At 61.3% G+C, this 25,831-nt stretch carries 22 protein-coding genes and 1 pseudogene; 12 read left to right on the forward strand and 11 right to left on the reverse strand.

The window, feature by feature from the left end; all coding sequences use genetic code 11:
- Window position 1: 1 nt before the first annotated feature.
- The 6 genes from AWT76_RS02770 to AWT76_RS02795 form a co-directional block, all read right to left on the reverse strand.
- Entirely contained in the window at window positions 2-2,425 is a 2,424-nt protein-coding gene (locus AWT76_RS02770) for a PD-(D/E)XK nuclease family protein (protein WP_245638755.1), read from the reverse strand.
- A gap of 251 nt (window positions 2,426-2,676) precedes the next feature.
- Window positions 2,677-4,245 (reverse strand): ADP-ribosylglycohydrolase family protein, encoded by a 1,569-nt coding sequence (locus AWT76_RS02775; protein ID WP_072244807.1) that lies wholly within the window; start codon window positions 4,243-4,245, stop codon window positions 2,677-2,679.
- 33 nt (window positions 4,246-4,278) lie between these two features.
- Window positions 4,279-5,265, reverse strand: a complete 987-nt coding sequence (locus tag AWT76_RS02780) for a helix-turn-helix transcriptional regulator (protein WP_072244808.1) — start codon at window positions 5,263-5,265, stop codon at window positions 4,279-4,281.
- A gap of 48 nt (window positions 5,266-5,313) precedes the next feature.
- Window positions 5,314-7,317: an AAA family ATPase gene (locus AWT76_RS02785; protein ID WP_082700072.1), complete on the reverse strand. Its 2,004-nt coding sequence runs from the start codon at window positions 7,315-7,317 to the stop codon at window positions 5,314-5,316.
- A 355-nt stretch (window positions 7,318-7,672) separates the two neighbouring features.
- Entirely contained in the window at window positions 7,673-8,515 is an 843-nt protein-coding gene (locus AWT76_RS02790; RefSeq protein ID WP_072244810.1) for a hypothetical protein, read from the reverse strand.
- A gap of 238 nt (window positions 8,516-8,753) precedes the next feature.
- Entirely contained in the window at window positions 8,754-9,410 is a 657-nt protein-coding gene (locus AWT76_RS02795; protein ID WP_072244811.1) for a hypothetical protein, read from the reverse strand.
- 303 nt (window positions 9,411-9,713) lie between these two features.
- Here AWT76_RS02795 and AWT76_RS02800 point away from each other — a divergent pair, with 303 nt between their 5' ends.
- The 3 genes from AWT76_RS02800 (at window position 9,714) to AWT76_RS02810 (ending at window position 12,665) form a co-directional block, all read left to right on the forward strand.
- A complete protein-coding gene (locus AWT76_RS02800) occupies window positions 9,714-10,313 on the forward strand; it encodes a rhomboid family intramembrane serine protease (protein ID WP_245638756.1) in 600 nt (199 codons plus the stop codon).
- 265 nt (window positions 10,314-10,578) lie between these two features.
- On the forward strand, window positions 10,579-11,451 hold the full coding sequence (locus AWT76_RS02805) for a tyrosine-type recombinase/integrase (protein ID WP_072244812.1): 873 nt from the start codon (window positions 10,579-10,581) through the stop codon (window positions 11,449-11,451).
- Window positions 11,452-11,462: 11 nt separating this feature from the next.
- The gene (locus tag AWT76_RS02810; protein WP_072244813.1) at window positions 11,463-12,665 is read left to right on the forward strand and encodes an IS91 family transposase; all 1,203 of its coding nucleotides are present in this window, start codon (window positions 11,463-11,465) and stop codon (window positions 12,663-12,665) included.
- A 518-nt stretch (window positions 12,666-13,183) separates the two neighbouring features.
- On the opposite strand, the gene AWT76_RS02815 is transcribed toward AWT76_RS02810, so the two are convergent.
- The 5 genes from AWT76_RS02815 to AWT76_RS02830 all read right to left on the reverse strand — a co-directional run bounded on the left by AWT76_RS02815 (window position 13,184) and on the right by AWT76_RS02830 (window position 18,679).
- The gene (locus AWT76_RS02815; protein WP_218055467.1) at window positions 13,184-14,968 is read right to left on the reverse strand and encodes an ATP-dependent helicase; all 1,785 of its coding nucleotides are present in this window, start codon (window positions 14,966-14,968) and stop codon (window positions 13,184-13,186) included.
- The gene (locus AWT76_RS02820; protein ID WP_072244815.1) at window positions 14,961-16,751 is read right to left on the reverse strand and encodes an ATP-dependent nuclease; all 1,791 of its coding nucleotides are present in this window, start codon (window positions 16,749-16,751) and stop codon (window positions 14,961-14,963) included. Before AWT76_RS02820 ends, AWT76_RS02815 begins: the two co-directional genes overlap by 8 nt.
- Before the next feature lie 163 nt (window positions 16,752-16,914).
- Entirely contained in the window at window positions 16,915-17,235 is a 321-nt protein-coding gene (locus AWT76_RS16580; protein WP_141655852.1) for a GIY-YIG nuclease family protein, read from the reverse strand.
- Between the two features lie 13 nt (window positions 17,236-17,248).
- Window positions 17,249-18,250 carry a DUF4236 domain-containing protein gene (locus AWT76_RS02825; protein ID WP_072244816.1) on the reverse strand — a complete coding sequence of 334 codons (1,002 nt, stop codon included), beginning with the start codon at window positions 18,248-18,250 and terminating at the stop codon, window positions 17,249-17,251.
- Between the two features lie 180 nt (window positions 18,251-18,430).
- Window positions 18,431-18,679, reverse strand: a complete 249-nt coding sequence (locus tag AWT76_RS02830; RefSeq protein WP_072244817.1) for a hypothetical protein — start codon at window positions 18,677-18,679, stop codon at window positions 18,431-18,433.
- Window positions 18,680-18,900: 221 nt separating this feature from the next.
- Between AWT76_RS02830 and AWT76_RS02835 the strand changes: the two genes are divergently transcribed.
- From AWT76_RS02835 to AWT76_RS02875, 9 genes and pseudogenes are all read left to right on the forward strand, one after another.
- Complete coding sequence (locus AWT76_RS02835; protein ID WP_072244818.1) at window positions 18,901-19,260, forward strand: hypothetical protein; 360 nt, start codon at window positions 18,901-18,903, stop codon at window positions 19,258-19,260.
- Window positions 19,261-19,390: 130 nt separating this feature from the next.
- Entirely contained in the window at window positions 19,391-19,969 is a 579-nt protein-coding gene (locus AWT76_RS16585; RefSeq protein WP_407071403.1) for a lytic transglycosylase domain-containing protein, read from the forward strand.
- Window positions 19,966-20,256 (forward strand): TrbC/VirB2 family protein, encoded by a 291-nt coding sequence (locus AWT76_RS02845; protein ID WP_072244820.1) that lies wholly within the window; start codon window positions 19,966-19,968, stop codon window positions 20,254-20,256. The genes AWT76_RS16585 and AWT76_RS02845 overlap by 4 nt, the downstream gene beginning before the upstream one ends.
- A gap of 9 nt (window positions 20,257-20,265) precedes the next feature.
- Window positions 20,266-20,544, forward strand: coding sequence for a VirB3 family type IV secretion system protein (locus AWT76_RS02850; protein WP_072244821.1), 279 nt, complete (start codon window positions 20,266-20,268; stop codon window positions 20,542-20,544).
- Window positions 20,534-22,918 (forward strand): VirB4 family type IV secretion/conjugal transfer ATPase, encoded by a 2,385-nt coding sequence (locus tag AWT76_RS02855; RefSeq protein ID WP_072244822.1) that lies wholly within the window; start codon window positions 20,534-20,536, stop codon window positions 22,916-22,918. The genes AWT76_RS02850 and AWT76_RS02855 overlap by 11 nt, the downstream gene beginning before the upstream one ends.
- Complete coding sequence (locus AWT76_RS02860) at window positions 22,915-23,130, forward strand: hypothetical protein (protein WP_072244823.1); 216 nt, start codon at window positions 22,915-22,917, stop codon at window positions 23,128-23,130. Before AWT76_RS02855 ends, AWT76_RS02860 begins: the two co-directional genes overlap by 4 nt.
- A 4-nt stretch (window positions 23,131-23,134) precedes the next feature.
- Window positions 23,135-24,301: a lytic transglycosylase domain-containing protein gene (locus tag AWT76_RS02865; RefSeq protein ID WP_072244824.1), complete on the forward strand. Its 1,167-nt coding sequence runs from the start codon at window positions 23,135-23,137 to the stop codon at window positions 24,299-24,301.
- Window positions 24,298-24,819 (forward strand): type IV secretion system protein, encoded by a 522-nt coding sequence (locus AWT76_RS02870; RefSeq protein WP_407071402.1) that lies wholly within the window; start codon window positions 24,298-24,300, stop codon window positions 24,817-24,819. The genes AWT76_RS02865 and AWT76_RS02870 overlap by 4 nt, the downstream gene beginning before the upstream one ends.
- Window positions 24,820-25,117: 298 nt before the next feature.
- Window positions 25,118-25,763: pseudogene (locus tag AWT76_RS02875) on the forward strand (VirB8 family type IV secretion system protein).
- Window positions 25,764-25,831: the final 68 nt, after the last annotated feature.

The following is a 25,831-nucleotide window of genomic DNA, read 5'->3' on the forward strand; positions in this document are numbered from 1 at the left end:
GTCATGCCTCCTCGATCTGGCGAATGAACGCGGTAACCAGGGTCGAGCCATCAGTCAGCGCATAAGGTGTGAACCCCGCCTCTTTCTTGAAAAACCCCTCGTCGGCCGAGGTGTTCAGTACGACCCGCCCGGCGCCAAGCTGCGCCAGCCGTTCAGCAAGCATTGCAACAGCCGCATCATTGACGGCATCGCCCATGTCGCGGGCGGGTGATCCTTCTGCAGGCACAAGGCCGGAAGTTAAGAGCCCACCATCATTCATCAGGTGATAAGCAATACCGACCTTTCGGCCGATCAGAGGGTCCATTCCATCGCCGTCGCGCCGAATGGGACGGGCTAGCATGTCACGATAAAGCCCCGCTTGCAGATCCCATCCAGCCTCCATTCGCCTGCGGCGGGCCGATGTGCCACTTTTCTTGTGATCGACGACAAGCAGCGCACCGTCAGGCAACTCAAGGATCGCATCGGCCTTGCCGTGCAGGTTGATGCCATGCGCCTCACCGGCCAGCCAGATCTCGTTACCGATGATCTTTGCACCAAGCGCCAGCAGATGTTCGCGCCAGCGCAGCGCTGCCTGAAGAATCTCACGTTCGAGGCCGCTGCGCTCCATTTCCCATGATGCGCTGCGCAGAAATCCCGCATGGCGGGTGAGCGCGCGATCATAGGCTTCGGCGACCGCCGCAGTCAGTGCCGCAGGTTCCGGCACAGGCTGATCTTTGAGGAATACATGTTCAAACACGTCATGGGAAATGTTGCCCTTGGCCATGACATCAAGTTCCTCTGCCGACCAGGACATGTCGCCGGCCCCCACCTCGTCCAAAAGCCAGGCCAAGGGGCTGACCAGAAGCGTTTCCAGCCGAGACGGCGATTGAGGTTTGGTTGTTCCATCATCCTTGCGCCGCAGGGCCAACAAGTCGAGGCCGGGGAAAGACAGGGCCTTGGGCAGATCGTCCGGTTCTGGAAGGGGCGACAAGCGGTGGTGCGCCACAGGCCAATCGCCGGGCGGCAATCGCGACAGGTCCAGGATCAGATCCTGCGCGTCCTCGACGCCCGATATCGCCCGCGCGACCAAGGAAAGCCCTGCCGAGGGTTGCTGCCGTGCCCCAGACAGATCGCGCCACGGGATCAGAAAGGTAACTGTGCCGGTAACCGTCTGAAGTTGCTGATCGAAAAGAGACAGGCTTTGCGCCAAACCCTCAGCCCGGCCGCGAAGTTGCAGCCCTGTCGTGGCTCGGATCGTGATGATTTCGCTGTCCAGAAACATCGGATTGGCGCGCGGACGCGTCGGATACAGACCATCGGTGAAATCCGTGACGATCAGATGCCGGCAGGGCCGCCACGGCGTTTCCTGTGCAGACCAGAGGCTGACACCTTCAAGGTTGCGCTCTGGATCGGCACTTGACGGGGATGCAATCTGGATACCGCGCAGGATCGCTTCCCAGTCTGGGCTACCCTCGCCGGGCGGGATCGACAGACGGGCGCGGACGTCATGTCCCTGCGCAATGCGCTCACAGATACGGTCGATCAGGAAACGCAGTTGGGCCAGACTGCCCGCTGAGGCGCGAATGTCCGTCCAGAGGTCTTTGTGCGCGGGGGTGGGCGAAAGGACCTCTCCCCGAAAATCACCGCTAATCAGGCTTTCGGCGAGATCGCGCCCGGTCTGTGCGGACCATGGCATCAGCGGCGACAGGGCGAGGCTGGCCAGAACCATCGCAGGTGTGGGTGTTCGCTTGGCCAGTGCCAGTTGAAGTGCTGTCTCACCGATGATGTCGCGCTCGGGCAGGCTGGCGGGAAGCCCGGAAATCGGCACGCCCTGCTCCGCAAAGGCGCGGGCAATCTGGCGTGGGTCACCAGAGGCTAGCACAGCAATCTCCCGCGCCGAGACACCGCTTTCAATCAGGGCACGCGCGCGGGCGGCGGCAAAATCAGCGCAAGCAGCCAAATCGCGCAGACCATAAAAGGCGAGGCTGTCATCCTTTGGCCCGGCCTCGATTGATGCCTCGGCCACCCCGCCTTGCAAAGCATGCAACCGCGACCCTTCACGCGCCGGGCGCCTCTTGGCGGGTACGTCTACGGCCCCGAATTCCTGCTGAAGCCGGGCGTAAAGAGCCTTCATTGCGGCTGGCGCATGCGGATCGAGCGATCCCTGAACCACCGGTAGCGGGTCAAGAAACCGCCCATGCGGCAGCTCCAGCACATGGCGCACCGGGGCCAGCCCTTCGGGCAAGGTGTCACCCAGCTTGCGCCAGAGTTCGATAAGCGCATTCAGATGCCGCTGAGCGCGGCTGACCTCCATCGCCCCCGCCGCTGGGGCGCGCAGATTGCCAGTGGCCAACACGAGACCCTCCAGCGCCGTACTGATGGCCGAGATCGTTTCGACCGGCGCATTGGCAAGGCTATCGCGCCAGACCGGATCGGGGTTCTCCAAAATCGCCCGCCCCGGCGCCCATTCTGGCGCTTTGGGTGAAAGGGAAAGCTCAGCGAGGCCGGTATCAGTCAGCCGGTACTGCAGGCCGGAGCGAGGATCGACGACGAGAAAAGGGTAGAACATGAGTTTCGATCTCGCTGCATAAATTGAATAGTGTAACGGGATGCTATTCTGGATCAATGGTTTATACGACTATTCCCGTTCTCTTCTGCGCGCTTAACAAGCCCGTTTTCGGATGTTTGACCCTACGATTACCCACCCGGATAGACTTCGAAGAGTTCCTCTGCCGCATCGATATCTGATGAAAGCTCCCTGTAGTCCCGCACCAGCTGCGAGATGATGTCTGCACCTTCAACGATATCGGCCCACCGGTGTCGAAGGACAGCGGCAGGATCAATCAGACCCAGCATATTGCCAGCAATCGCCGCAGTTGAATCGCTGTCCCCACCATGGGTGGCTGCAATCAGGAGGGCCTTTTCGAAGGAGCCTCCGGCCAGGCAGGCATAAAGCGCGATCGACAACGCCTCTTCGGCGGTCCAGCCACCACCCAAGGATTCGACTGTTTCCCCAGTACCGTCTCGAGGCGCGCGAAGCGCAGCTTGAATTGCCTGTGCAGTCTCTTCGCCCCCAGCCAATCGCGCATAGGTCGCTGCAGTCTGGGCTGCACACTCCTCAAGCTTGGCGCCTGCAGTGACATCGGCAAGCATTTCCGCCCAGGCTGCCGCTGCAAGCTGGCCGGTCCGATGGCCATGCGTCAGGGCGGATGTCTCGATGGCCATTGCGCGCACCTGGTCGCGCGGGAACATCAAGCCAATGGGGGCCACCCGCATGATGGTTCCACATCCTTTGCTGCTGTTTTGTGCAGGGTCCCCAAACTGGGCGCTCGCCGCCAAGGATGACAGGCAGGTATTGCCCGGCGCGCGGCAGACCTGAAGGCGTGGGTCGTTGATTAGCCCCACATCGTCGGTCTGAACTTTCGGATTGCTGCCTTGGGTTCTGTACCAGCGCAACAGCGCGTGATGGATAACGGACGGTGGGTGGCAGATACCCTTCAGAGCGCCGCGTACGCGCGCGCGCAAGACTCCCTCGGCCGTGAACAGCGTCATCTGGGTGTCGTCTGTAATTGCGCCGTGCACACCCATGTGCGGTGGGAGCTCCGAAATGCCGTCCGGGAAACGACGGCGGATCTCCGCGAGCGACAGGAACTCGATCTCGGCACCCAGACTGTCGCCGATAGCGCCACCCAGTAGACTGGCATGTAGTCGGATCAGGGGTAGCCCTTCATGTCGGGCGTAATCGCTCACAAGGCGTTCCTGAACCCGCGTCTCGATTGCCCCGGGCCGTGCTGCGCGGACGAGGGTCATTGCCTCGCCCGCTGAACGCCCGCGCTCAACGAGCAGAATGGCAGCAATCGTCCCCGCGCGTCCCAGCCCGCCCCGGCAATGGACCAGCACCCGGCCGCCATTTTCCAAAATGCGGTGAAGGCGGGGCGACAACTCGCGCCAGCGCGCCATGGCCTGTGGCGTTGGCACACCCAGATCGGGGATCGGGATGTGATGCCAATCCATCCCGCGTGCCCTTACCGCATCACCAAGCTCCGTGACAGAAAGCAGATCGAACTCAGAGTCCTCGATCAAGGTCAGGACCGCTTTCGCTCCCCAGGCCCTTATCACGTCCAGATCAACATCCAGATCGCGGTCCCATCCCTCGCCAAAGACACTGTCGCCTTTCTTGCCAGGACAAAGGGTTAGACCGAGATGACCGTTCCCAATAGGCAGGCTGTCGATGCGAAGGGGGTGGGATGTGCTGTCACGAAGCAAGCGCTGTACTTTCTTTGTCGATTCGAGCTGAAGTTACTCTTGGGGTGCGTCAGTTTCGGTCGTATCAGAAACTGGGCTACCAGAAACTGCCAAAAACTGCGCCTCGACCTGATCGCCCCACCTCACCAGATACCAGTCCATCTCCTGCCGTCCTCCGGCGCGGAAACGGACGATCAGTGATCCGTCCTCCATCCGCTCGGTCTGCTGTTTGGGATGAAACAGATACCCCGCAGCTTCATCGGCAACGTCAGGCAGAAACCGCCAGACGACATCAAGCGGTTCCTCCCGCCATACACCAAAGCTCTCTGATAGCCATTCCTGCAGATCGAACCCTTTGGGGCGCTCATAGACCTCAGGTTCCAACGAAACCCGTTCAAACCCAGCCAGTGCAAACAGTCGAAGATCGTTCTGATATTCGCTCCAAGCCAAAAGGTATTGGCGCCCTTGACCAAATAACATGGCAATTGGGCCGAGTCGGGTATTACGTGAAAGCTTTGCCGAAGCACGGGCACGATGATCAGCAGAGATCATGACCCCTGCAAGGATTGCTTCGCGAATTGTAGATAAAGTCTCGGGCGAGATTTTTTCTCGAGGGCCGGGCCGGAAGGCAACGCCGTCAGCCAATAGTTGTGCTTCAAGGTCAGCAGCAATCGACCGGCGGCGATCCTCGCGGAACATTGCCTGCACCTTTACCAAAAGGCGCTCCAATGTTTCCGCTGTTAGCTCATCGCCCTCGCGCCGCGCAATAGCGGCAGCGCGGTGGCCGGCGGTCAGTTCATCAAGCGTGGGTTCAGCCATGCGACCCAATGATCCCGGCGGGAAGCGCCAGTATTTTCGACCGCTTTCGCCGGAGATTTCCTCAATTTGAGGGTAGGCGTTGCGTACGGCATCACGCATGCGTTCTGCCGTGCGACGGGATACGCTGAATTCTCGCTCTATGTCAGAAAGCGAAATCCCCTCCGCTGACCCCTGCATTATCAGAGCGAGTCGTTGCAAATCTTCTTGGCGAGCGTAGCGCATGACTCCTCCTGGCAATACAGTACAATCATTCTGACGGCGCACTTTGCGTCAACGGCCAAAGCCAATCGGTCGCGTTGTTCCTGTCTTTGCCTCATCTTCAAGGATCAGAGCGCGCAGAATTTCCTCTGGGTCCGAAACACCCAGTGCCTCCATTCTACGGGCAACGTTCGCGAAATCTCCCGAAGCAAGTCGATCAAGCGTAGACAATTCTTTCGGTGGTGAACATGAAAAATGCGCAGCCCAAGCCAGCGGAAGTTGATCGGCGGAGAGAAAATCGAAGCGGATGCGGAAGGTAAACCGGCGCTGTGTTGCAGGGTCGAGCTTTTCAACGAAGTTGGTAGTGCAGACGAAGGGCAACGGGTGGCTTTCCATCCAGGTCAGCATCTCATTGACCTGGCTCACCTCCCAGCTGCGTTCCGCGCCACGACGGTCAGCTAGCAAGCTGTCCGCCTCGTCGAAGATGAGCATGGCACCGTCGGCGCGTGCGTCAGAAAAGGCCCGCGCGATGTTCTGCTCGCTTTCGCCAACCCATTTCGACATGAGGTCCGAGGCGCGCTTTTCTATTACCGGCATGCCGATGACCCGGGCCAGATGCCGTGCCCATGCGCTTTTGCCGGTCCCCGCCGGTCCTTCAAGACAGAAACTGACCCGGCGAGGTGCGCTCGGAGACGCCAGGCGCGCTTCGATCTTGGCCAGATTGGCGTCGGCGCGAGCCAGACCAGGTTGCCAAGGCACTTCTGAATAATGCCGCGGCGCGCTATCGGCTCCGCCCTTTGCCAGACGGGCGGCGGCATCAAGTACCTGCGAGACAACATCAGGCCCACCATCACAAAGCCTTGCCACCACCATCGCGTCCGAAACAAGCGCCGGGGCCTGATCATGACGTTCTGCCATATCCGGCAGGGCGGCGTCCGGTATCCCGACACCATGTCGCTCTTCGAGGCGTTGCCAGATACGCGCTCGCACACGACCCGATGGCGGGCGCATCATCACCGAGTAGCTGATCCGCCGAAGAAAGGCAGGGTCACAGGCGTGAACTGAATTCGTGGTCCAGATCACCGGGATCGGATTGGTTTCGAGAATTCGGTTGAAATGGACCTTCGACGGCATGTCATGGCTAAAGCGGAAGCTGTGCCCACCAATCAGGTCTTCCATCTCGTCGAACAGCAGCACGGTATCCGATCTTTGCCCCAGCATGCGAGATGCCATGGTGAGTTCGGCCAGGCGCTCCCGGCGCGACGGCTCGCCTCCGTCATCGTCCGTTTCTCCGACCGAGCGCAGTTCGGCTCCGACCTCACGCGCGAGCACCTTGGCGAACTCGGTCTTGCCTGTGCCAGGAGGGCCGTAGAGAAGAATGTGCACGCCTGGTTGGCGTTTGGCCATCGCGTTGGACAGCAGGTCACGCATCAGGTCCGCGTCCTGGCCTAGACCTTCGAAGTCTTGCCATTGAGCCTGCGGCGTAGCTGCACGCGGGAACATCAGGGCAATCAGGTCGGTAATGCAATCGACTTCGGCAAGTAGCGCTAGGGTCAGGCGATCGGACAGATCGAACGGCATCCGGCGATGACGTCCGCCGCTGTTGCGCTGCACCAATCCCGAGTTTGTCAGTCGGCCGGATGCGCGCATGGCTGCGCGGATTTCAGGCTCGGGCGCAGCGCAGAACCACGACAAAAGCAGTGGCACCGTGACCTCTCTGGTTTCCAGCGCGCCATCGACGACATGCTCGAACCCGTCGAACAACTTGTAGAACGCGACGAAGGTCAACATGGATGTTTCGGCCGGGGATAGCCCGAAATGCTCGCCAAGGAGGGTTGAGTTGCGCTGAACGATCTCGCCCTCTCCGCCCCCGGCGGTCGGCACAAGGTCATGCGCGAGGGTCCTGATCTTGTTCCACCATTGAGAGCTTGGTCGGGTACGAGGCCGTTCGGGACATTCGACTTCGGTCAGGTACTCCAGCCAGCCGGGCAGTTCCTTTGCTATACGGCTGGCTGGACCGAAACGGTTGGCCAATCGAGCGATCATTTCAAGTGCGAGATATTGTTCGTGCGTCATTGCTCAGCTCCGTCGTTTCGACAGAAGTGACATGGCAATACGTCAGATATGGACATACCCCGAGGAGAAGGTTCGTCGGGATGTTTTTTGCATGAGCGCCATGGTGAAAATGACCACTTGTCTCTAGCCCGAAGGCCGAGTCCTTGGCCTGCGTTTGTCGCACGACCGTCCAGCGAAGCATCACAAAGATGGAAGTGCAGACGCTGATCCGCGAGGTGGCAATGCAGGGCCGTTGGCACTCTGTTCTGGCCAACAATGCTTGGTTGCAACGGTTGCCGATCTGCTCTGATTGACACTCTCGAATGCCTTGGCAGTTTTACCCCTTTTTGGCCATGCGTGTGCTAACCCTCCAACGTCATCGCGAAATTTCTCCAGCTATCACGGCCCTCCCATGAACGGCGAGAGTCGCGGTGAACCTTGGACAGCCGAACTGCCGGATGACATCGACGACCCGCGCGTCGTAGGCAGCCTGCCCGATGAGCCGACACAGGTCTGAAGCGTGAAACTGCCGGTTACCGCTGGGTGCGGCCTTTATCTGAGCGTGCAACTCACGCTCCCGTGGATCCGCTGCCTGTCTTGGCGTGGGCGCTTCCGCCGGTCGGCTTACCGAACCAGGTGAGGTTCGCCATCGGCGCATGAACCCGAGCAGGTAGCCGGCAGGAACCCTGTCGTTCCCGCGCGCCCGGTTGAAGGCCAGGAAGCGGTCCCAGATCACCTGCGTGTCGACGTTCCAGCAGGGCAGGGCCCTTTTCGCAGCTTTGATCAACTCCGCCCAACAAGTCTGGAAGACGTTGGACGCTTCAGAAATAGTGATTTGTCCTAAAAAAATAGTTTTGTTATTTCTTTCTCTAGATAGTGATGTGTCGCCTGTGCCTGACGCAACATCCTGATCGCCGTCTTCAGTATCGAAGGCCGTGAAGCGAAACAGCCAGGGGGCGAATTTGCCGTTGGGCTTCTCGCGTATCAGCTCCAGCTCGGATGCCTCGAGTTCAGCCAGCAGCGCGGTCAGGTACTGGCGCGAGATGCCCATCTTGGACGCCAGGTCGGCGAGGGTGAAGGCGGCCGTCCCGCGCGGCAGCCCGTTGTAGCCCTCCTTCCACGCAATGGCGTCGAGGATGACGGTCGCCAGCTTGTGGGCGGAAACGGACAGCTCTGTCTGGGTGATCCGTCTCAGGATCAGGCCGGTCGTGGGTTCCATGGTTGGTGTCTCCTGTGAGAGACGACCCCATGCCGAGAGCAAACAACATTCTTGCCGGCAAAACAACTTTGCTGGTTGCGGCGGTTCGGACAGTGCGCTAGAAGATCCTTGTTCACGGGTTCTTCTAGCGCGGCGTCAGGCTTTTCGGTCTGGCGTCGTTTCCCTTTTTGGGTTCGGTGCACCGTCACAGGTGCAAGATGATTGGGTGCGGACCTGCCTCGGACAGGCCCGGGCAAGTTCAGTAGCGGACCTCTTCGAAACCGTAGTTCCCCTCATGATCCCGCCAGTCCACGAAGACCGAGCGGTAGCTGACCCAATTACAGTGCCCGGTGTCGGGCAGCTGTGAGGCGGGCGGGACCTGTGCGACACTCGACCGTGTCCATCGATAGTCACCCTGCACACCGTAGGAACCGAGGCGCGTGGCGTCGTAACGGTTGCAATCGCCATCCCGGTTTTCGCGTTGGCTGAACTGGATGTGAAAGACGCGGATGCTGCGGGCGAAGTCAAAGGCATCGCCCGAAATGTCGATGTCGGCCTGCTCGTCTGACTGGGCTTGGACCAGGGGCAGCGGAGCTTGCGACACGCTGACCTGAGGCGCCTCCCGGAAGGCGATGTCGTAAAGCCGTTCCATCGGCGAGAGGGGAGCAGGGGCGGTGAACGACACCCCCATCGGGCAACGCCAGATCTGCAAGGGTGGCTCGATCGGCCAGGGTGTGATCCTGCGGATGAAGACCGCACGCGCATGGGCACAGGGCGCCGATGCCGGCCAGCCGCCCGCGAGACAAAGCAAAATGGCACAGTCGACTTGGTAGGCTTGCGCCGGCTCGACCGAACCGACGAGGCTCGATACTGTGATGGCCGCAGCTGCTGCTGCGGTCCGGACCTTGTGATTCATGACGCCGACTCCAGCTATAATGGTGCGGCGATACAAAACAACACTAACGATAGCAAGCAGATTTGATCGCTGAAAACAGCGTTCGCTTCGGCAGAGCGTCGAAGGCGAGCGGCAAGGGATGGAATGGCATTCACCATTCTTGGAAAACTGGCTCTGATGCCTCGCCAAAGCCTTCGATAGGCAGCCGCGCTCTTGGTTTGGGTCGTGGCGAGGTTCGCCGCCCTGAACCTCGGTCCCCTAGCCGTTTCACAGTGGCGCGCGAAAGCCGTTGAAGGCCTTGCGGAGACGTCTACTGTCGCCGCCATGAAGAACCGGGATCACATGCGCGCCTTCTTGCGGCGCGCAGCGGCGCTTTTCGCCTTTATCGCCCTGCTCTGGGCGATCCAGGTCGTCAACTGGATCACCGGCTACGGGCTGAACCCGGCGTTCGGGCTGATCCCGCGGCACTTCGATGGGTTGGATGGTATCATCTTAATGCCCCTCCTGCATGGAAGCTTCGGGCACCTGATGGCCAATACGCCGCCGCTGCTGGTGATGGGTGGTCTTCTGGTGGCTACAACCACGCGGGCCTTGCTGCCGGTGAACGCTGTGGTGATCGGCCTCGGGGGAGGCCTCGTCTGGCTGTTCGGCAGCTCGGCCATCCATATCGGCGCGTCGGGACTGGTCTTCGGCTGGTTCGGTTTCCTCGTCGTGCGCGGCCTCGTGGATCGCTCGCTGATCACGTTGGGCGCGGCACTACTGGTCGGTGTCCTCTATGGCTCCATTCTCTGGGGCGTTCTTCCGGGCCAACCCGGCGTCTCGTGGGAGGCGCACCTCTTCGGTGCCATTGCGGGTGCGGCCGCTGCCTTCCTGGTCCGAACGCATGTCCATGCGCCGCGCCTCGGCGGCGTCGATCTGGACTAAGCGCCACAACTGACGTGCCCGGCCCAGTCCGGGCCTTCGCCGGGCTTACCATGGCTGCGGCGCGGCTTTACCGAAGCGGCCTTTCGTGGCACCGTTCAGCGTCGTCGGGCAGGTCGAAGGCCGCAGTGTGGACATGGACGAAACCGCTCTCGCGGTAGGGGCGCTTGCGGCGAGTGTAGCGCGCTGATCGCGGTGGTTGGATTTGGTGGATGGGCGCGCCTGTCGGACGATTGGGACCTTCTCAATCGGATGACAGGAGGTTTTCATGTCCGACCAGTATATTCCCGCCCTGCGCCGGCGGTTTCTCGAAGATATGCAGATCAAGGGGCTGCTGCCGAAGACGCAGACGATGTATCTGCGAGCGATGCGGGAGTTCACCCGGTTTCTGGGCCATTCGCCCGATACCGCGACCCCGGAGGAGCTGCGCGCGTTTCAGCTCGACATGAAGGAGCGCGGCATCGGCGCGCCGACCTTCAACAACCGGCTGACGGTTCTGAGCTTCTTCTTTGCAACGACGTGTCCGCGACCCGAGATGAAGCGGCATATGCGCTACCAGAGGGCGGCCAAGAAGATCCCCGTGGTGCTGAGCGCCGAGGAGGTTACGCGCATTCTTGAAGCCGCGCCGGGGCCCGGGCTCAGATACCGGGCGGCCTTCAGCGTGGCATATGGCGGCGGGCTGCGGGCGAGCGAGGTCACCCACCTGAAAGTCGGCGATATCGACAGCGACCGGATGCTGATCCGCATCGACCAGGGCAAGGGCCGCAAGGACCGCCATGTGATGCTGTCGCCGAGCCTGCTTGAACTTCTGCGCGAGTATTACCGCGAAGCCCGGCCCGCGGGCTGGCTCTTTCCTGGGCGCAACAGGATCGATCCGATCTCGACGAGGCAGTTCAACCGGGCCTTCGGGGTGGCCTGTGACTTTGCAGAGATCAGGAAGCAGGCGTCGCCCCACACTCTGCGACACAGCTTTGCCACCCATCTGCTGGAGGGCGGCACCGATATCCGGGTGATCCAGGTGCTGCTCGGGCACGCCAAACTGGAGACCACGACAATCTATACGAAGGTGGCGACCAAGACGATCCGGGACGTCACCAGCCCGCTTGATCTGCTGGTACGCAGAGAGGCCGGTCCAGGTTAAGCGCGGGTTCCGTGTCGCGTCCCAGACTGGAGGTCGCGGATATTTTCCGCGCCCATGGGGCTGCCTATCGCAGCGAGCACGCCGGACATCTGAACCTGCGGCAGCTCAAAGTGATGTCTGCGATCGAGAACTGCCGCACCGCCGCCCTCGGCGGGCATGTGTCGGCATGTACCAAGTGCGGTCACGAGCACGTCGCCTACAACTCGTGTCGCAATCGGCATTGCCCGAAGTGCCAGGGCGTGGCGTCACGGGACTGGATGCAGGCGCGCATCGAGGATCTGTTGCCGGTCGAGTATTTCCACGTGGTCTTCACGCTGCCGGCGCAGGTGGCCGATATCGCGCATCAAAACAAGGCGGCGGTCTATGGTTTGCTGTTCAAGGCGTCGGCCCAGACGCTTTTGACCATTGCCGCCGATCCGAAGCATCTCGGCGCCCGGATCGGCATGACCAGCGTGCTGCACACCTGGGGATCGGCGATGACCCACCATCCCCATGTGCATGTCGTCGTCCCGGGCGGTGGCTTGTCGCCTGATGGCACGAGATGGATCGATTGCCGCCCGGGGTTCTTCCTGCCAGTGAAGGTTCTGTCGAGGTTGTTCCGGCGATTGTTCCTTGAGGGGCTTATCCGATTGCACCGGACCGGCAAGCTGCGCTTCTTTGGGAAACTGGCGGGGCTTGCCGACCCGGATGCCTTCGCTGCCCATCTCGCCCCGCTGCGGAAGCTTGACTGGGTCGTCTATGCTAAACCACCCTTCGGCGGACCCGAAGCCGTGCTGTCCTACCTGAGCCGCTACACGCACCGCGTCGCGATCTCCAACCACCGCCTCGTCAGTGCCGATGCCGACACTGTGGCATTCCGCTGGAAAGACTACAGGATCAAGCGCGGCGACCGTATGAAGGTCATGCGCCTGCCCACGAGCGAGTTCATTCGCCGCTTCCTCAACCATGTCCTGCCATCAGGCTTCCACCGCATCCGCCACGCGGGCTTCTTGGCGAACGGCATCCGACGCGACAGGATCGAGAAGATCAGGCGTTTGCTCGATGCGGAGCCAAAGCCGGACGAGGCAACAAGTGAAGCCGTAACTGACGATCCCGCCGATCCGAACACGCATCAGCCCTGCCCGAAATGCGGTGGCGGCATGATCGTCATTGAGACCTTCACCCGCGGCCAAACACCAAAATCCCGCGCCCCGCCATGGAAGGATGCCGCATGATCCAACCGTCACACCTGGTTCCACCATCCATAGGCACCGGAGCAGTCGTTGCGGCCACTCCACCGAAACCCGAGTTGCAGCAAGCCCATGGCAACAGCAAAATGACGATCCGGCGGCATCGGTCCAGACAGATCACCTGGCCGACACGGATCGGCGTCGTCAGCTTCAAGCGTCATGGTATCGGCCAACCAAGCCTTGAGCCACTATCCCCATAGCACCGAAATCCGCCCGCGCTTTCCTCCTTGTCAGATTTGTCGCCGCTGCAGCTCGCGCTGACAGCAGCCACAAACCTTGGACAAAGCTGCCGTCGCCGCCAGTCGGTCAAGCGTCCGATTCAGAGGTCTTTCAGTCACGTGATCCAGCGTGTAGATCGCGCCAGTGCGGCGAATCTGCCCCATTGAGCGAGTGCGAGGCTTGTTCAATGGGGTAGGTTCATCATACGGGCAAGGATAAGGAATAAACAAAGGCTATTAGATGGCTTATGTGATTCACAGGGACATCTCGCTAATTGAGTGGCGTTATTCCTCTAGTCTTTCTGCGAGTTCAATTACGAAGGGCGATGGGTTGTTCGCGCTGTGAAGCATATGGATTTCCTCTTCAGCACGGGTGAAGCCGACATAGAAGAGGCGGCGCGCCTCTCTGGTTTCTCTTTCGTTCGGGTTCGGGCGAGGAATTCTGCCATCGTCCATGCCGAACATAACGACAAGCCTGAACTCGCGCCCTTTGGAGCTGTGCAAGGTTGTGAGGTTGATCCGATTATTCCCTTCGCCGTGGCCGCAGAATTGACCCAAGGTCATTTCTTCATTCGCACCACCGGGAGCTGTTTTAAGAATGAATGCGTCGAGCGTGTCGCTTTCATCTGCCAAGGTCCGTGACCCCGCGAACAACTCACGCAGTATCTCGTGCCGGACGCTCAATAGCCAATCATGTAGCGACATCGCGTTTTCTCGGTGTTCCCAAAGCAAGCGCATCAGCGCCCGTTGAAAGTCGAGGCGTGACTCTTCCGAAGTAAGCGATTCAGCGAATACGCGGCAGCCTTCATCGATCAGGCGTGAAAATCTAGGGTTTCCCGACTTCCATCCTTCACAGCACCACGTCCCGCATTGCTCAAGCCATCGCATCAGGCGACTAGATCGGGGGTAGATCGCGTTGCCATCGGCACGAATGGTTGCATAGCCGCGCGCCTGGGCTGCATTCGCAACGGCATCGCCAATCCAGGCAGCCGGATAGAGAATTGCAACTTCGCCAAGCCGAAGGTCGGGCAGACGAGCCATCGCATCGGGAATAAGAGTGTCGAAAACGTATCCGGCTTGCCCGTCATAGTTTCCGTTCACCGGATGAAAGAAAACTGTTCCTTCTTCAGCGCCCTCTGGGGCTTCGTAGTCTCTCTCTTCACCAAGAGCGTACTGCGAGGCAGTGACGATCTTTGACCCGCAGCGATAGTTCAGGCGCAGCCTGACGGTCTCGACGTCTTCCCTCTGCGAAAGGCGTTCAAGAAGGACAGGGTTTGCTCCGGTAAAACCGTATATGGACTGATCGACATCGCCGACCGCGAACAAGCGTATGCCCGTACTAAAGCACAAGCCCATCACCATCTGGTGCAGGGCGCTCCCAAGGTCTTGATACTCGTCGACAATCAAGACGGGGTACTTGGCCTTGATCGCGTCCTGAAGCCATTGATGTTCCCGCAACGCGCGCACGGACAGCAGGGGCATGTCGTCAAAATCGATCAGGCCTGCGCGGCGCAGCTCTTCTTCGTAAGCGACAACCAACTCAGCACACTTTGCGTCCTGTTCCCGGAAGGCTGCCGTATCGCGCTTCAAGTGCGAGCGGCGGTAACGATCCATCCGAAGACGCCAAAATCTATGCGGGTCTTCCCCGCGCGCTATGACACGATCATACGCACGCTCCAGTGCGCCGCGCTGTTCTTGGAGTGTGGCGACCTGGAAATCACCAGGTAGCCCCATGCCTGCAACCTTGGCGTAGGGCAGGATAATTTGCGTCAAAGAAAACGAGTGAACCGTGCCGATAAACACGCGCCCGCCTGGCTCGATGCCGAGCGCATCAAGCCGCTGTTCAAGTTCGCGCGCGCACTCATTGTTGTACGTGATGCAGGCTACGCCGCGTGGTTCTTGCACATCCTCGGATAAGATGCGCGCCAGCTTAGTCGTAAGTGTCTTCGTCTTGCCACTGCCTGGTCCTGCGATGACAACACAGTGGCCTTCAGACTCGTAGGCAGCCCACTGGCCGGAGTTCGGGCGCAACTCTTCAGCAGCTTTGAGATAGAGGCGGCGATCAGACACGTTCGGCCACGTACTTGATCGCATCCTTAATGTAGTCGGGCGCTTCTATGCCGTCGATGTATGACAGCATCCGTTGCGCAAAGCGGCCTTTGCCAATCGTGTCGATCATCTTCAGCAGCAAGGCGGGATCGAGTTCTTCGGGATCGGCCTCCCAGTTGTCGATATGCTCCTTGCGCGCCGCGCTAAACGGATACTCCCTGAGAACCGCGATAATGGCCGCCGCAAAACCATCATCAAACAGGTCTACTTCAAGCGTCCTGCTATTCGTGTAGATGCCGTAGGCCTCGCAGCGCTCTGCAAAGTCGTCGTGATCCGCGATAGCATCAAGCTCTTCGATCAGCGCTGTCGGTTCTGTCCCCGTGCGCTGTGTCTCGATGTCTTTAACAAGCCGCAAGGAGCGGTTGCGGCCAAGAGGCTTTTTACCTTGAATAGGATCCCAATCGGTAATCACGGCGAAGGGGATACCAAGGCCGACTAGGAACTTGGCGTACGGCCGAAAATTCGTACCAGCGACCGAACATACCGTGATGCCCATTTCATCCAGCACGTAACCAAGCCCTTCAGCAAAGGCAGGCACAAGAAACCGCTCCGCGTCCCCCTCGACTAGCAGCACGCCTCGCGCGAACAAGATTTCGGCGCGCGTTACGTCCAAGTACCGAGCGATGTCGTCAACTTCATCATCTTCAAGGTTGATCGCCTCTGCCGCATAGCCCTTTGTTCCCGCATCCCCTTCGTCCTTCAGCAACACGACAGAACGCAACGGTGCAACGCTTGCGATATGCGGGGAGTGGGTCGTTACCAACATGGTGAGCGGCGCGCCAGCTTCCTGTGCCTCGGTAAACACGTGGCGATACACTGATCGTTGAAGATGCGGGTGCAGGTGCGCTTCTGGCTCTTCAATGGCCAAGAAAGTGTGATCGCGGTGGTTTTCTTCGATCAGTCGCCGCAATTCGAGTGATTTCAGCGTCAGGAATACAAGATTGGCCGACCCGAGGCTGGCATCGCTAATGCCACGCGCGCCCTCATCAATTAGCAGGCGGACGGATCGGTACAGGCGCGCAGGATCAGTGGGGCTGAACCCGAGCGTGGGATGAATGTCCTGTTTCTGACCGCTCATCTCTTGGAACAAGTCAGCGATATTCTTTTCAAGCGTCGATACTTCGTCGAACTGAGTAATCTTTGCCGTGGCTTCTTCGATTGCCTCGCTGATTTCTTTCAGTGAATCGGTATCCACGCTCTTAAAGGCTTCTTCGATCAGCGGGCGAAGTGGGGAGCGCTGCCAAACCGACAAGTCGGCTTCGGCATCGCGCAAGGCTGGCAGAACATCCATCGTGATCCGCCGCCGAAGCTTATGCCCGAACTGCTTGGCCTCGCTCTCACCTCCATAGCAGATGAACTCGTAGTCTTCCGCCGAGGTGGGATCATCTTCCAGGTCAGCAAGAGGGCGAAGCTCGTAGGTCAGGCGAACGGTTTCAGGATCATCGTCAAGCCTGAAATCCGTCAGTATCGCGAGGATGTCCTCGTCATCCTCAAATCCCTTAATTTCCACACTGACCAAGATGCTGTCGTCTTTTGTCAGCTCGTCCAAGCCGTCCCAGAAGTCCGACAACCCAAGCTGCCGCGCGCTGTCAGGCATCGCCGGATCGAAAACGAGGCGCAGAGCGTGCAGAAGGTTGCTCTTGCCGACGCGGTTTTCCCCTACGACCACGAGATTCCCGCCAACGCTGACGTCAAAATCGGCGAAGTTTCTGAAGTTCTTTATCTGGATGCGTGAAAGATGCACTGACGCCCTCGAATTCTTACTATTTTCAAATATCTAACGCTATCAGCTCAGGCTTTCCGGATCGAGAAAAACCTGAGCTGTGGCTTAGTTCCCGTTCATCCCTTGGTCGCCGCTTGTCAGCAGGACGCGCTTCCAGAAGGTTTCGCGGGCTATCTTCAAATCGTCAAGCGTGCGGGCGGTGCGTTGTTCGAGCAGGGAAAATGGAAATGCTCATGACAATAGGGTACAAGCCTTGCTCACGCACGAGCCTGGTCAGCTCAACGTTACCGCCGTGTTCAGTATCGATGTACTGACGCCAGCGCGACCAGGTGCCGAGGTCGCCATAAGCCGAGCCGATATGGCGTCGGCCTGTGTGAATGTCCGTGGTCAGATACACCCCTTTATTGTCTTCCAGCTTCGCCCGCCAATCCAGACATGACGTCTGCTTTGCTTCAAAATGCGATTTGATCTCTCGGCTGCAGCTAATGACGGTTTTCCCGCCCATCGCGACGAACTCATCACCTCAACCCCAGCCTCTCAGCCAACCCTTCAAACTCCGGTGCCTCCGCGTAGAGTTTCTCGAACTCACGTCGCGCTTGGGCCTTGCGACCCACGCGTTCGTAAAGCTCAGCGCGGTCATGACGGATCTGGTGGAGTAGACGATCGGGGCGGTCCTTGCGGCGGCGGCCAGCGCGGGTGAGTACGTCGATGGCAGCGTCAGGCAGGCTGCGAGCCGCTAGCGCCCGAGCCCGGTAGAGCAAAATTCCCGTATCGATCGGCGTCTCGTTCTGGGCGGCGACGGTCAAATCGATCACCCTGTCCATCAGGTTGTGATCTTGGGGCGTGTCGAGTGCGATCTGGACGAAGGACAAGAGAACCACGGGATCCTCCGGCGCTATGACCAGCAGTCGCTCGAGATGCTGCGCCGCGCCTTCGGCGTCCCCGCTTGCCTCGCACAGTTCCACCAGCGCAAGCCGTGTGCCGCGTTCGGTGGGGGAGATATGCGCAAAGATGCCCTTGGCGATCGGCAGGGTGCTTTGCGGCGAGAGATCATATTTCGTGAACAGCGCGCCGAGCCTATCGCCCGCCGCAAGCGCGATTTCCAGATGCCCGCGCGCCCGTGCAAATGCCTCCCGCTTCAGGCACATCATGCCGGCCATCCAGGCGGCGTCGGGCAGATCGCTCGCAGCTTCCAGCTGGGACAGCGCCTCATCCTCATCGCCGTCGTTGAGCGCGCGCAGTCCGTCCACCAGTGCTTTTTCCTCGGGTGGGGTAACGAGCCTTCGGAAAAACCCGAGGGACAGCTTGTCCCGCGTTGGGGTGGCTGAACGCGCGCCATTGCGGTCCTGGATGGTGTAGAAGAGGCCCGTGCCCGGGAGGCCGACTGTGGCGCGGTTTCCACGGGGGCTGACGGTGTATTTGGCACCGCGCGGTCCGAACGACAGAGAAGCCGTCGATTTCGAGAGGTTCAGCGTCACCCCGCGCGCAAGACGGATACGTTGCCAGAAACGCAAAGACACGGGGTGTAAATCCTTTCAGTAAATTGGCCGGATACGAACTCTGATTGAACCGCATCGCGGCCGCACAGGCAACCGATGCGTGGGGGCCTTGGACAGGATCGAAACCGAACATGCTCCAACAAAATCATCAATGTATCATCGGCATAGAAGCAAAGGCGCTCAGTGCCAGCGGGAATGGGGCTACTCGACAGCCTCGATGAGCCGCCCATATTCTTCGCTCACTTCCCTGGCTTCGACAAAGGCCCGCGCGCGCTCCTCGTCCAGGCAACGGAAGTAGTCTTGAACATCGGCGATGTAGGCCTCGAAATCCCCCCGGATCAGATCCGCGTAGGTCCGCATGTCCTCTTGAGACTGGGGAAGAAACGGTCGCCCGGGGGAAATGCAGGCAGCAGCCGGACCGGCCGCTCCAACGCCCAGGATCAGCAGCATCAAGGTTATATTGCGCGCACAGTTTATGTGCAGGGCAAAACTCCTTTGCCGCCTTTAAGATTGTCGATCTGTCGGGTATCACTCTTATCGAAGCAAGGTGATCTTCGTCAAGTCGATATTATTGTCTTGCTAACGTTTATGTTGTCTTGTATCGCCCACGGTGTTTCGAACCCGTGGGACCGGTACTGCACCTCAGGCAGGAAAGGACCCAAGGGAAGGCCATGATAGAAGAAGCACCGAATGTGGTTACAGAAGACGGATTGCGCGGCCTGCTGGCCGAACACTACCTCATCGAGGTGGTCTGCAAGGAAGGCGCCGAGAAGCGCCACAACAGTTGGTACGGCACATGGGTCATCCGTGCCGTTGCTGAGGACGGGCGTGACGACAAGATGCTCGTCACGAGCCGTAGCTATCTCAAGGTTCGCGAGTTCAAGACGATTGTCGGTCTTGTCAGTTTCCTTGCCGACATGGGCTGCAAGACTGCCAACATCCCGCTCGTCGAAGGCATCCGCGAGCGCCATGCAGCACCCGGGCGCACGCCCGAGCCACGAACCGGTCCGGTTCTGGTCAAGGACAACTGACCGCGCGTTTGCGCTCGTCGTTGCATTGGGTACAGGTGTTTGTTCCGCACCCCCGGCCCTTGCCGACGGTTTCATCTTCCAAGTCAGTCCCGATGGCCGACTGATCGACACAACTGATACCACGAGCACCTTGCGCTCGTTCACCGGCGACGATGATGCCCAGACTGGGCCCCTTCCAGATCGCCTATTTCTCTTTGCAGCACCGCAGTCCCATGGGGATGATGATCCCCTGAGCGATGTCACGGCTGCCGCAATGGTAGCCCCGCGCGCCATCCGCGCCGCCCCCGAAATCCTCCACGCCATCGAGACCACGGCGCTGCGTTACGGCAGCCATGACGCTTTGCGTCAGGCAGGTCTGTCGGTCACCGATTGGGCGCTGTTCTACCGCGCCAATATCGAGGTCGAGAGCGCCTACAACCCGCGCGCCTTGAGCCCGGTCGGGGCCATTGGGCTCGGCCAACTGATGCCCGACACCGCGCGCGATCTGGGCGTCGATCCCCATGACATCGCGCAGAACCTCGACGGCTCGGCGCGATACCTGTTGATGATGCTCGAGCAGTTCGGCGATCCCGCGCTGGCGCTCGCGGCTTACAATGCTGGCCCTCATGCGGTCACCCGCCATGGCGGCATTCCCCCTTTTCGAGAAACCCAAGGCCATGTGGCCCGTGTGACAGCCGTGTTCCAGCGGCTGAGAGGAGACCTGTCGTGACGTCCAAATCTTCCCTTGTCGCGCTCGGCGCGATGGCCCTCATCGTGCTGGCGGGCCCCGCTCTGGCCCAAAGCATTGACCTCTCGCCCGTGCAGACCCTGCTTCAGGGCATCGTCGATGCGATCACCGGTCCTTTGGGCATCGTGATCGGCACGCTCGCGCTTATCGGCGTGTTTCTCTCGTGGCTCTTCGGCATCCTCGATTTCCGCCAGGCGCTCTGGGTCGTGGTCGCAATCGCGGGCATCGCCGCAGCACCCACTATCGTCGCTGCCATCTGGACGACCTGAGAAGCACCCATGTCCGACCAGTCCCGCGTGTTCATCGGCCTTCTCAGGCCGCCCAAGCTGATGGGCTTGCCGATCATGTATGCCATGGTCTGGCTCTTCGGCTCGACGCTGCTGTTCCTCTGGGTGCAGAGCTGGATTGTGGCCGTGGGCGCAGGACTGGCCTGGCCTGCGCTCTGGAAAGCTGCGGATTGGGATCCGAACTTCCTCGATGTCATGGTGATCACCTTGCAAGAAACCCCGCCCACGGTGAACCGCAAGCTCCATGGGGGCGACAGCTATGCCCCGTGATGGAATTGCCGATGATGTGGCCGACGCCCTCGATCCGCTGACTGCGCTACCCGCATGGGTCAAGGGCGAAAAACGGCTCTCGTCCATGCTGCCCTATGTGAGCCTCGTCACCGACCGGACGATCCGGACGCGGGGCAACGAGTTGATGCAATGCATCCGGCTTGAAGGGGTGAACAGCACCACGAGCGAGGATATCCATCTCGACCGGATCGGCGGGCTCCTGGCAGGCATCGTTGCGCAGGTGGGGACCGAGTTTTCCTTCTACCTGCACAAGGTCTCGAAAGCGGTCGACGTGACCCTCCCACCAATCCCGGGCGAGGGGTTCGCGGCCGCCGTCGATCAGCGCTGGCGCGCGCATCTGGGTCAGGCGGGCCTGCGCGACAAGACACTGACCCTGACGGTCCTGAAGCGCCCCGAGGCGGGCAGTCGCCTGCCGTTTGGTCTAGGGACTTCGCGCACTCGGCATGCCGCAGACACGACCCGGCGCCTGCGCAAGCTCGACGAGGTGGTGGGGTTTCTGCTGTCGTCTTTCGATGAGCTGAAGCCCCGCCTGCTTGCAGCCAGCACTGGCGAGCTTCTGGGCTTCCTCGGATCTCTGAACACTGGCGAGGAGCATCCGCTCTTCCCGCGGTCGCGCCTGGGCGTGATCGCAGAGGATGTCGCCAATACCCGCGTCACCTTCCGCGGCACGACCATCGCGCTCTCCGACGGTGCCGTAGGCGACAAACTCGGCGCAATCTTCGCGGTGAAGAACTACCCTGCCAAGACCGACAGCCTGATGCTCGACGAGCTGAACCTGCCCGTCGACATGGTGGTCACCCACTCCTTCGTGCCGATCAACGCCAACATCATGGGAGGCCGGATCAAGCGGCAGCTGCGGCTTATGCAGGCCGCCAATGACGGAGCCGTCAGTCTCGCCCAGGAACTGGAACTCGCGCAAGACGATCTGGAATCGAAACGCCTGATCTTTGGCGAGCATCACATGACGGTGGCCGTCTATGCGCGCAGCCAGGCCGCTCTCGACGATATCGCGGCCGAGATCCGCAACATCTCTGCCACCTCCGGGATCAACCTGATTTCGGAGGCCTTTGGGGCGCGGGCGCATTTCATGGCGCAGCATCCAGGCAACACCGGCGCGCGCAGCCGAAAGGCCGCGATCACGAACCACAACTTCGCCGATCTCGCCACCTTCCACCGCACACCGCTTGGCAAGACGGGGCGCGAGGTGCCGTGGGGCGTGCCGATCGCGCTTTTCCCGACACCCGAGCGCAGCGGCTTCCGCTTCAACTTCCACGAACAGGGCGCGCCGGATCGCGAGCCTACGGGTGGCCACACCCTGATCCTCGGCCGCCCCGGCTCCGGCAAATCCGTGTTGGCGGCTTTCCTGATGACCATGGCCCGGCGCGCAGGCGCGCGGCTCTTCGTCTTCGACTATCGCGCTGGCATGGAGATGGCCGTCCGCGCGCTTGGCGGCAGCTATTCGACGGTGCGGGCGGGGCGCCCCACCGGGCTGAACCCCCTGCAGACCGAGATCGACGCGCGCGGTCAGGCCTGGCTGGCCGACTGGCTCGCAAGCCTCCTCGAGCGCCGGGACCGGCCTCTGACCCCGGTGCAGACCAATCGTCTGCAGGAGGTCGTGCGCCAGAACGCCAGCGCCGGAAATGCAGGGCTTCGGAACTGGTCGGATTTCGCCTCGCTGCTGGTCTCGACCGATGACGAGGGCGATCTCTTCGAGCGGATGCAGGAATGGACGGCCGAGGGTCGCTACGGCTGGATCTTCGGGGCCAATGCCGAGGACAGTTTCAGCATCGATGGAGACGTCGCGGGCTTTGACCTCACCGGCATCCTCGATTCCGAGAGCGAGCGGGAACGCATGGCGGTCCTCTCCTACCTCTTCCGCCGGGTCGAGCGCGTGATCGAAGACCGCAAGCCCACGATCATCGTCATCGACGAGGCTTGGAAGGCGCTCGACAATGCGTATTTCGCGGAGCGGCTGTCGAACTGGCTGGTGACAGCGCGCAAACAGAACGCCGTCGTCGTGATGATGACCCAGTATGCCAGTCAGCTTGAGCGGACCCGGACCGGAAAGACCATCGTGGAAGCCGTACCGACGCAAGTTCTCCTGCCCAACATCCGCGCTTCGGCCGCCGACTACGCAATGCTCGGCCTCAGCGACAAGGAACTCGACGTGCTTCTGGGCGTCGGCTCCGCCTCGCGCCTCGCGCTCGTGCGCGATGACCGGGGTTCGGTGGTGATCGACGCCGATCTCAGCGCCCTTGGCCCCCTCGTGACCATCCTCGGCGGCATGGAGAAGGGCGAGGCTCTTGTCGGCCCCGACTACCGTGACCGCCCTGATTTCTGGAGAGTGACATGACCCGTACCATCACCCGCAGCGTCGTGCTGCTTGGCCTCGGCCTGACCCTGACAGCCTGTGCGCAGCACAATCCCGCGCAGGCCAACTGCTTCAACTTCCGCGATGCGCCCACGCAGGCGGGACCCGCCACGACCACGATCTCGACCATGGGGGCGGAAGTCACGCGGCGCGACACGGCCTGCGATTTCGTGATGCTGGGGGCGGGTGGCTGAGCCGATGCGGACCTGGCTCCCCCTCTCGATGATCGGCCTTGCGCTGGCTGGTCCCAGCGTCGGGCCAGCGGTTGCCCAGGGCGTGCCGACTTTTGATCTACGCCTTTTCGCAGAGCGGCAGGCAATCCTCGAGCAGACCGACCGCGATCTGGCGCTGCAGCAGGACCGGCTCAGCCGGGAGGAGGAACTGGCCGAGATCGAGCGCCAGCAACTCGCCTCGCTAGAGGGGCTGATGGATGCCATGTCCCTCGGCTCCGGCGATGTCGCAGGCACAGTCGCCGGGCTCGAGGCGGGGCAGGAGGCCGCAGGCGGCGTCGAAAGTGCGGCGGCGAGCCTCTATGCGCCCGATGACAACAACCCGGCTGCCGCCCGGATGTTCGGAGATGCCCGGGAGGGGATCGAAGAGCTGATCATCCGCGCGGCCCGCCACACCCACAGTCTGCCTGGCGTGAGCCGTGCTGGCCTGTCGCTGGTCCAGTGGCGCTGCCTTCTGCAGGCGCTGATCTGGCAAGAGAGCCGCTTTCAGATCGGGGCCCGCTCCCCCGTTGGGGCCTTCGGCCTCACGCAAATCATGCCCGGCACGGCGGGCGATCTCGGAATCTATCCGGCCTATTACGACGATCCCTGGCTGCAGGTCACCGGCGGCGCGCGGTACCTCGCGCAGATGCTGAATATGTTCGATGGCAACATCATCCACGCGCTCGCCGCTTACAACGCAGGCCCGGGCAACGTTCAGAACTACGGCGGCGTCCCGCCCTTTGCGGAAACCCAGCATTACGTCGTGGTGATCCCGCAGCAATACAACAGCTACCTCGCCGCCGTGGGCGGCATCGATGCGCTCGGCACCATCGACCCTGTCCTTCTGGCGAACGCGAGCTTCAGCCTTTCGGCCCATGGGGCAGGCGTCTATGGGGATTATTCGCTGGTCTCGGTCCGCGCAGCTGCCCTGCGTGTTCAGGACATCATCACCCGCATTGGCGAGACCGAAGACCTGCACGAGGCCATCGCAGTCAACACCTATGCGCGCGCCGAGCTGGCCCGATTGGTCGCGATCCGGACCCGGATCAAGGCCGCTCACACCCAACCGCTGAGCGAGGAGCAACTCGCCATGGCCGCGGCCCAAGCCGCCGAGCGGCAATACATGGATTTCACCCAGGAGACATTGCGATGATCCGGCGCTTGCGCATTTCCCTCATCACCACCGCCGCGACGCTCGCGCTGGCCACTGCCCTCGCGGGCCCTGTCACCGCGCAAGGCGTGCCCACGGTCGACACCCAGAACATCGCCCAGGAAATCCGCCAGCTTCAGCAGATGCTGCAGGATTTCGGGATCCAGACCGATCTTCTGGACAATGCGCTGGCACAGCTCGAGACGCTGCAAGGCCAGCTCGATCAGCTGAACGAGATGTATGCCTCGCTCACCGGGCCGCGCAGTATCCTCGGTCTCGCCATGGGCGGCGATCTCGACAACCTGTTGCAAGCCAATTTCGAAGACATCCCAGGCCTGATCCGCGGCATCCAGGCCGGCGATTGGTCGAGCCTGATCGGCCTAACGCGGGGCCCCTGCGCACCCAGATGGAACAGGCGCTGGCCAGTGCGGGCTTCGATGAGGATTCACTCCGCGAGATCGCCACCAGCGGCAATCCGGGCGCAGAAGGTGTTGCGACCCGCGCCACGACCGGCGCCGTGATGTCGGCCGCAGCCCAGACAGCCACGCCGAGGCGGCCAATCGCTGCAGCGCGTCGAGCAACTCGTCTCCCTGATCCCGGACATGGAAGACCTGAAGGCGTCGATGGACCACAACACCCGCGTCACGGCGGAACTCGCGATCGCCATGACGCGGATGTGGAACTCGAAGCGATCCAAACCCTCGGCGCGGGCAATGCGGGCGTGGTGGATGCCGCCACCGTCGCCGAAGAGCGCCGTTACATGGACTTCACCCTGCCGAGCCTCGCGCCATGAGCAAGGCTCCAGATATGACGGCAGGCATGAGCACGCGCGAACTCGTTGAGGAGGAACTGATCCATGGCGCACTGCGCAGGGAGCAGCTCTGGCGGATGATCGGCCTTGGCGGGGCAGGCTTTGGCGTTTTTGGCTGCCTTGCGGCCGCTGCTGTCGCCCTGATGGTCGAGACACCGCCGCCGGTCGTCGTGCCCTATGATCCCGCGACTGGTCTCGCTCTGCCGAACGCCACGGTTGAGACGGTCTCGCTTGCCGAACGCCCGGCCATTATCGAGGCGCAGATCTACCGTTACATCCTTGACCGCGAGGCCTACAACCAGCTCGACAACGACCTGCGCGTGCGCCGCGTGCTGGCGCAATCCACCGGGGCGGCCGAGGCCAGCATGCGCGCCATGTGTCCTCCGGGCAGGAAAGCTATCCGCCGACCCGCTACGGCCCCGCGGCAGAGATGGCCGTCGAGATCGCCTCGATCACGCTGATCGGTGACAACCGCGCCCAGGTCCGCCTCAGAAAGCGCCTGACCAGCCCGCAGGGCGCGCAGGACGGATCCTTCACCGCAACATTGATGTTCGCTTTTCAGCCCGAACGGACCCGCTCGATCGACGACGTCTGGCAAAACCCTTCGGCTTCACCGTTACCCAATATGCCATCCGATCGGACCGTTCCGAATGACTTCTGTTCCAGTTCTCACACCCGTTCACGCCCTTCTGGTCGCCGGTGCGCTGGCGCTCATGGCGCCC

Source organism: Roseibaca calidilacus (genome assembly GCF_001517585.1).
Lineage (GTDB): Bacteria > Pseudomonadota > Alphaproteobacteria > Rhodobacterales > Rhodobacteraceae > Roseinatronobacter > Roseinatronobacter calidilacus.

What these genes read in the sequence shown, in the direction of transcription:
- AWT76_RS02780 (WP_072244808.1), bottom strand. Translation starts at nt 5,265, where the DNA reads ATGCGCTACGCTCGCCAAGAAGATTTGCAACGACTCGCTCTGATAATG.
- AWT76_RS02785 (WP_082700072.1), bottom strand. Translation starts at nt 7,317, where the DNA reads ATGACGCACGAACAATATCTCGCACTTGAAATGATCGCTCGATTGGCC.
- AWT76_RS02790 (WP_072244810.1), bottom strand. Translation starts at nt 8,515, where the DNA reads ATGGAACCCACGACCGGCCTGATCCTGAGACGGATCACCCAGACAGAG.
- AWT76_RS02795 (WP_072244811.1), bottom strand. Translation starts at nt 9,410, where the DNA reads ATGAATCACAAGGTCCGGACCGCAGCAGCAGCTGCGGCCATCACAGTA.
- AWT76_RS02800 (WP_245638756.1), top strand. Translation starts at nt 9,714, where the DNA reads ATGAAGAACCGGGATCACATGCGCGCCTTCTTGCGGCGCGCAGCGGCG.
- AWT76_RS02805 (WP_072244812.1), top strand. Translation starts at nt 10,579, where the DNA reads ATGTCCGACCAGTATATTCCCGCCCTGCGCCGGCGGTTTCTCGAAGAT.
- AWT76_RS16580 (WP_141655852.1), bottom strand. Translation starts at nt 17,235, where the DNA reads ATGGGCGGGAAAACCGTCATTAGCTGCAGCCGAGAGATCAAATCGCAT.
- AWT76_RS02830 (WP_072244817.1), bottom strand. Translation starts at nt 18,679, where the DNA reads ATGCTGCTGATCCTGGGCGTTGGAGCGGCCGGTCCGGCTGCTGCCTGC.
- AWT76_RS02835 (WP_072244818.1), top strand. Translation starts at nt 18,901, where the DNA reads ATGATAGAAGAAGCACCGAATGTGGTTACAGAAGACGGATTGCGCGGC.
- AWT76_RS02850 (WP_072244821.1), top strand. Translation starts at nt 20,266, where the DNA reads ATGTCCGACCAGTCCCGCGTGTTCATCGGCCTTCTCAGGCCGCCCAAG.
- AWT76_RS02855 (WP_072244822.1), top strand. Translation starts at nt 20,534, where the DNA reads ATGCCCCGTGATGGAATTGCCGATGATGTGGCCGACGCCCTCGATCCG.
- AWT76_RS02860 (WP_072244823.1), top strand. Translation starts at nt 22,915, where the DNA reads ATGACCCGTACCATCACCCGCAGCGTCGTGCTGCTTGGCCTCGGCCTG.
- AWT76_RS02865 (WP_072244824.1), top strand. Translation starts at nt 23,135, where the DNA reads ATGCGGACCTGGCTCCCCCTCTCGATGATCGGCCTTGCGCTGGCTGGT.
- AWT76_RS02870 (WP_407071402.1), top strand. Translation starts at nt 24,298, where the DNA reads ATGATCCGGCGCTTGCGCATTTCCCTCATCACCACCGCCGCGACGCTC.